At 34.3% G+C, this 5,257-nt stretch carries 5 protein-coding genes and 2 pseudogenes; 1 reads left to right on the top strand and 6 read right to left on the bottom strand.

Annotated elements, in window-relative coordinates:
* Positions 1-1,162, bottom strand: a 1,162-nt coding sequence (alr, locus tag AC1DJR_RS25845; RefSeq protein WP_477003841.1) for an alanine racemase, incomplete at its 3' end; no start/stop codon positions are given.
* Between the two features lie 171 nt (positions 1,163-1,333).
* On the opposite strand from alr, the pseudogene AC1DJR_RS25840 reads away from it, so the two are divergent.
* Positions 1,334-1,624 (top strand): annotated as a pseudogene (locus tag AC1DJR_RS25840) (DinB family protein); the annotation flags it as partial.
* Here AC1DJR_RS25840 and AC1DJR_RS25835 read toward each other — a convergent pair.
* The 5 genes and pseudogenes from AC1DJR_RS25835 to AC1DJR_RS25815 form a co-directional block, all read right to left on the bottom strand.
* Positions 1,624-2,400 carry a Cof-type HAD-IIB family hydrolase gene (locus tag AC1DJR_RS25835; RefSeq protein ID WP_477003840.1) on the bottom strand — a complete coding sequence of 259 codons (777 nt, stop codon included), beginning with the start codon at positions 2,398-2,400 and terminating at the stop codon, positions 1,624-1,626. The pseudogene AC1DJR_RS25840 and the gene AC1DJR_RS25835 overlap by 1 nt on opposite strands.
* Before the next feature lie 6 nt (positions 2,401-2,406).
* Positions 2,407-2,664: pseudogene (locus AC1DJR_RS25830) on the bottom strand (histidine phosphatase family protein); the annotation flags it as partial.
* 146 nt (positions 2,665-2,810) lie between these two features.
* Complete coding sequence (spoIIP, locus tag AC1DJR_RS25825) at positions 2,811-3,944, bottom strand: stage II sporulation protein P (RefSeq protein ID WP_429688780.1); 1,134 nt, start codon at positions 3,942-3,944, stop codon at positions 2,811-2,813.
* Positions 3,945-4,041: 97 nt separating this feature from the next.
* Positions 4,042-5,004, bottom strand: coding sequence for an SPFH domain-containing protein (locus AC1DJR_RS25820; protein ID WP_113734613.1), 963 nt, complete (start codon positions 5,002-5,004; stop codon positions 4,042-4,044).
* A gap of 2 nt (positions 5,005-5,006) precedes the next feature.
* Positions 5,007-5,257, bottom strand: a 251-nt coding sequence (locus tag AC1DJR_RS25815; RefSeq protein ID WP_477003839.1) for an NfeD family protein, incomplete at its 5' end; no start/stop codon positions are given.

Here is a 5,257-nt window from a genome sequence, read left to right as displayed (position 1 = left end):
GTATATTTACAACCGCAGTCGTTTCATCATTTTTTTTATAAACACGTGGAATTCTTCTATCCAACATGCATGTAACTTCATAATTAATTGTACCTAACATATCTGCTATTTCTTCCACCGCAATCTCTTCTTCACCTTGTTTGCCGTAGAATACAACTTCGTCTCCTACTTGTACTGGCATTGCATTTGTAACATCTAGCATAAGCTGATCCATACAAACACGGCCAATTACAGGTACTCGTACTCCGTTTATTAGTGCATGCCCTTTATTAGATAGCTGACGATTATAACCATCAGCATAACCAATCGGTACAGTTGCAATCCATTCTTCGCCCGTTGTTACATAAGTATTCCCATAGCTAACACCACGATTTTTCTTCGCATGTTTAACATGAGCTACTTTTGATTTTAAAGACAACGCTGGCTGTAAGGAAGCAACTGTATGATCCACTTCTCTTGAAGGATACATACCGTAAATTCCAATACCGACACGAACCATATTTTGAAATGTGTTACTAAGTTCCATTGATCCTGCACTGTTTGAACTATGAATATATGGAAAATGAATTCCTAATTCTTCCGCTTTATTTACAGCTTTCTCAAACAAACTTGTTTGCATATTTGTATAAGTTTTATCTATTTCATCGGCGGTAGAGTAATGTGTAAACATCCCTACTACTTCTACATATCGCATACGTTTTAACTCTTCAAAAAACGGTTTAACTTCTTCTTCCTGTAAACCAATACGGCTCATTCCTGTATCAATTTTCACATGAATTCGCACTTTCTTTTGAAGATGGTTTGCAACTTCATCTATACCTTGTAAATCTTCTACTCTATAAACAGTCATCATAACGTCATATTGAATTACATCTTCTACAGCTGCTACTGGTGTATATCCTAAAATTAAAATAGGTACAGTGATTCCAGCTTCTCTTAATTCAATTGCTTCATCTACAAATGCAACTGCAAGTTGGTTTATTCCTGCTTCAATAGCCGATTTGGCAACTTCAACTGCCCCATGACCATACCCATTCGCTTTTACAGCAGCCATCATCGCAATATTTTCATCGTTTACATGTTTTTTAAATTCTTTTACATTATGTTTTACAGCATTTAAGTCAACTTCAACAATTGTATCTCTTCCATATTTCAAGCTCATTGGTCTAACTCCTAACTCAATAATTACATTCAATTCTATTTCACGTTTCATATGACCTTTTACAATATAATACTTTTCACTATGCTAGTCAAACTACTAGAATTTTCGGAATTTTGAGTATGATATAATACCCTTAAGAAATTATTATATATGGAGATGAGGAGAATTACAATGTTTGTACAATCTGCATTGCATCAACTTAAAATTGCTGTTGATACTTCTAGTCAAATACTTAAACAGTATACTGAAAGTGATTTAAAAATGAAATCAATTGAATCAAAGCGTTCATTATTTGAAATGTGCGCACATCTTTCACTTATTTGTCATGCTGATTTACTCATATTAAATGGTATTACGGAAAAAGAGTTACATACCTTTTATATAGAACATACACCAGAAACAATTGTTCAAATGCAACAAACAATAATTGAAGGATACAATCTTCTCTCTAAGATATCTCTTTAAATAATCTTAAATTCATTTAAAGCAAAAGCAATACCACCTTCGCTCGCCTTCTTTGTAACAAAATCAGCTCTTGCTTTTAACTCTTCTCCGCCATTCCCCATTGCAATCCCTAACCCTACATACTGTAACATTTCGATATCATTCCCACCGTCACCAAAAGCAATTGCTTCTGATTTACAAATGTTCAGATGTTCCAATACCTTTCGAATTGCAGTTAGTTTCGATACTTTATTATCTTCCAACACATTCATAACGTAACCATGAAAACGTTCAAACGTAAGTGCTGGATATCTTTCAAAGAATTTTTGAGCTTCTGTTTCATCAGCATACAGACATACACAATAAATCTCTTCTGATAAGTTTCTAACTTTGTCAGGATAACGCTCTAAATTTAACGTTTCATTTAATGCTCGTATTACACGCTCATCTTTTGACGCAATACCATTCATTACAAATTCTTCTGTAAAATAAGAAACACTATGACCATGTATTTCAGCRAAAYTTGAAATATCATGAAYAATTYCWCTTGAAAGTACCGATTTATGTATAACTTCATCAGCACATTTTATATGTGCACCATTTGCAGAAATAAACGTATTTATGCCCAGCTCTTTAAATTGTGAGCATAAACTATATGGTCTCCCTGTTGTAACAACTACGTGAATTCCTTTATCTATTAACCTTTGTATCGCTTCTTTTGTGCTTTCATGCATACTTCTATCAATCTCGCTTAAAAGAGTACCGTCAACATCAAAAAATACAACTTTGTACATATCCTCTTATATTCCCTCTAAATGATTTGTATCATTTATAAAATGAATAGTTTTCTGTTTATCCGTAAGTTCAATCAAACTAATTCCCGTATCTCCCATTTTAAAATAATAGTCCATGCTAATTGGCATTTGAAAAAACGCTCGTAAAATACTATTTATTACACCACCGTGTGCAACAATTGCAATTCGGTCATATGTATTCTCTGTCACGATTTTAGAAAAGATTCCTTCTATTCTCATTCTAAATTCAATGAATGATTCCCCTGTACATTTAAAATATCAGCTTCTGATTCACCGTGGCGTATTAATATTATTTGCATATTTCCCCTACTTCCTCATTTAATATTCACAAAATTCCATTATATCACATTCTTACCTTTATATAAAAAAAAGGAACGGTTTCCCGTTCCTCACCCATTCACTTTCTCCGCATTGTTCCAATAATACTTACTAAACGCTTCCGTTAATACATCAATTGTGTTATATAATTCATCTAAYGTATTATCAACACCACCAACTTCAATTAACATCGCATTTTTAGATAAATCTTGRTTATAAACRCCATTTCCATCTTTTTTATACTTCGGAAAAATCCCTCTACTTAATCCGTAATAGTTTTCATCTAAATAACTATTGATTGCTCTTGCAATTTTTTCATTTTCAGCACGCCCTTCGTTTTCCATCCCAATTATAAAATATAATCTTGCATACGATTTCCCGTTAATTACTTTTGTTGTTACCTTCTTCCGCTGATCATCACGGTGTATATCAATCGGAAACGCAATTTTATTATTTTGTGCTAATGTTTCTTTTACATATTCATGAGACGCTTTATATGATTGCGGCCATTTCCATTTTTTACTCGCTAATAAATCCCCCATATTCGTTTTATCATGAACTACCGGAATTCCTTGTCCTTCAAGTTGTTCTTTCATACGTTTCCCTAGTAAGGACACATTTACATCTGGACTTGATGGATCGGTAGCCCCTGGTAATAACGGAAAGAAAGATTCCCAGCTATGTGTATGATAAATATATACTGCACTTTCACCTTTTTTCGCTCCGTTCTTTTTCTGAACCGGATTATTCTTTTCAGCTTCTGTAACTTTATCTTTTGCTACTTCTCGCTCTTTCGTTACTTCTTCAATCGGTACACTAGATTCATTTGGGATATTCGTAAAGTTTGTCCCTTCCCCAGCTACGATAATGTTAGAGTAATACTTTGACATACCAGGCACTTCTTTACCGACAAACGTTCTTAAATCTTTAATTTTCAAATCCGTCGCAATCGAGAACATTAAATTTCCAAATGACTCCCTTTTATTCTTCTTAAAATAATCAAATCCGTAATAGCGATTCTCACTTTCTATCATTTGAACAAAACCTTGCATCGATACTTTTCCAAACCATTGATTCGCGTAATTCGATTTCATTGTATGTAAAAGTGACGTCAAAATCGACGCAATAATAATTACTATTAGTGCATATAAAAAGAGTAACGAAACTAGTTTTTTCCCATGTATATGAGTTGCATACTTTTTCACTGTATCACCTTCTTTATACATGGATATGTACAAGCCTTTCGTAATATACGCACAAAAAAGAGAAATGGCATCCCATTTCTCTTCCTCACTCGTATAGTTATTTTTCTGTATCTGACGAAGGTAATTTCTTCGCTTGTTTCTCTTTGAAAATTTCCCCAATCGCACCAAGAGTACCAAGTGTTTCAATTGCATTAGACGGAATAAAGACTTTATTCGCTGGGCCTTTTGCAACCTCAATCAATGATTCAAATGATTTATAAGCAAGAACGCGTTCATCTAAATCTGCTGCTCGTAGTAATTCAATTCGACTTTGTTCTGCTTTTGCGATTTCCACAATCGCTCTTGCTTCCCCTTGCGCTTCTAATTCTTTTGCTTCTTTTATACCTTCAGCCTCGCGGATACGAGCTTCTTTATCCCCTTCGGCCATTAAAATCTTACTTTGTTTTTCCCCCTCAGCACGAAGGACTTTATCTTGTTTCGCAGCTTCTGCTTCTAAAATAATCGCACGTTTATTACGCTCTGCTTTCATTTGTTTTTCCATCGATACTTGCACATCTTTCGGCGGGTTAATATCAACTATTTCGACACGCTCAATACGAACGCCCCATTTTTCCGTCGCTTCGTCAAGCGCTAAACGGATTTCCATTGAAATTTTTTCACGACCTGATAATGTTTCATCAAGTTCCATGTTACCAATAATTTGACGCATCGTTGCAGATGTAATATTACGAACACCATATTCATAGTTTGAAATACCATATGTCGCAAGTTCTGGCTCAACAATTTGATAGAAAATAATTGTATCAATTTCTACTTGCACATTATCTTTCGTAATTACCTTTTGCGGTGGTACATTCGTTTGTTGAATACGTAGATCGTGATATACACGTACGCGGTCTACAATTGGAATTAAAATATTTAATCCTGGGTGCATAATACGTTGGAATTTACCAAATCTCTCAACAACCCCAACCTTTTGCTGTGGAATAATTTTAATTGTTAACGCAATAAATACAACGACAATTAAAGCAAAAATAATCGTTAATGTTAATGCTACCATATTTATTCACTCTCCTTTTTCACTTGTAACACAGTACTATGCCTCTTTATAACAACGACTTTTTCTCCGGCATCAATAGAAACATCTGAAATAGCTGTCCAAGTATCTCCATCCACTTTCACAATACCGTTCACTTCACTTGTAATCGCTTGCATGACAATCCCTTTTTTACCAACAAGTTTATCTACTGTATCAGTAAAACCTCTTGCTTCTCGAAAGTTTTTTGAAATTCTTTTCGTAAAGAAGGTCAATG

The sequence above is a fragment of the Bacillus sp. 05T31 genome (assembly GCF_056396725.1).
This window is presented reverse-complemented; position numbering and strand designations above follow the sequence as displayed.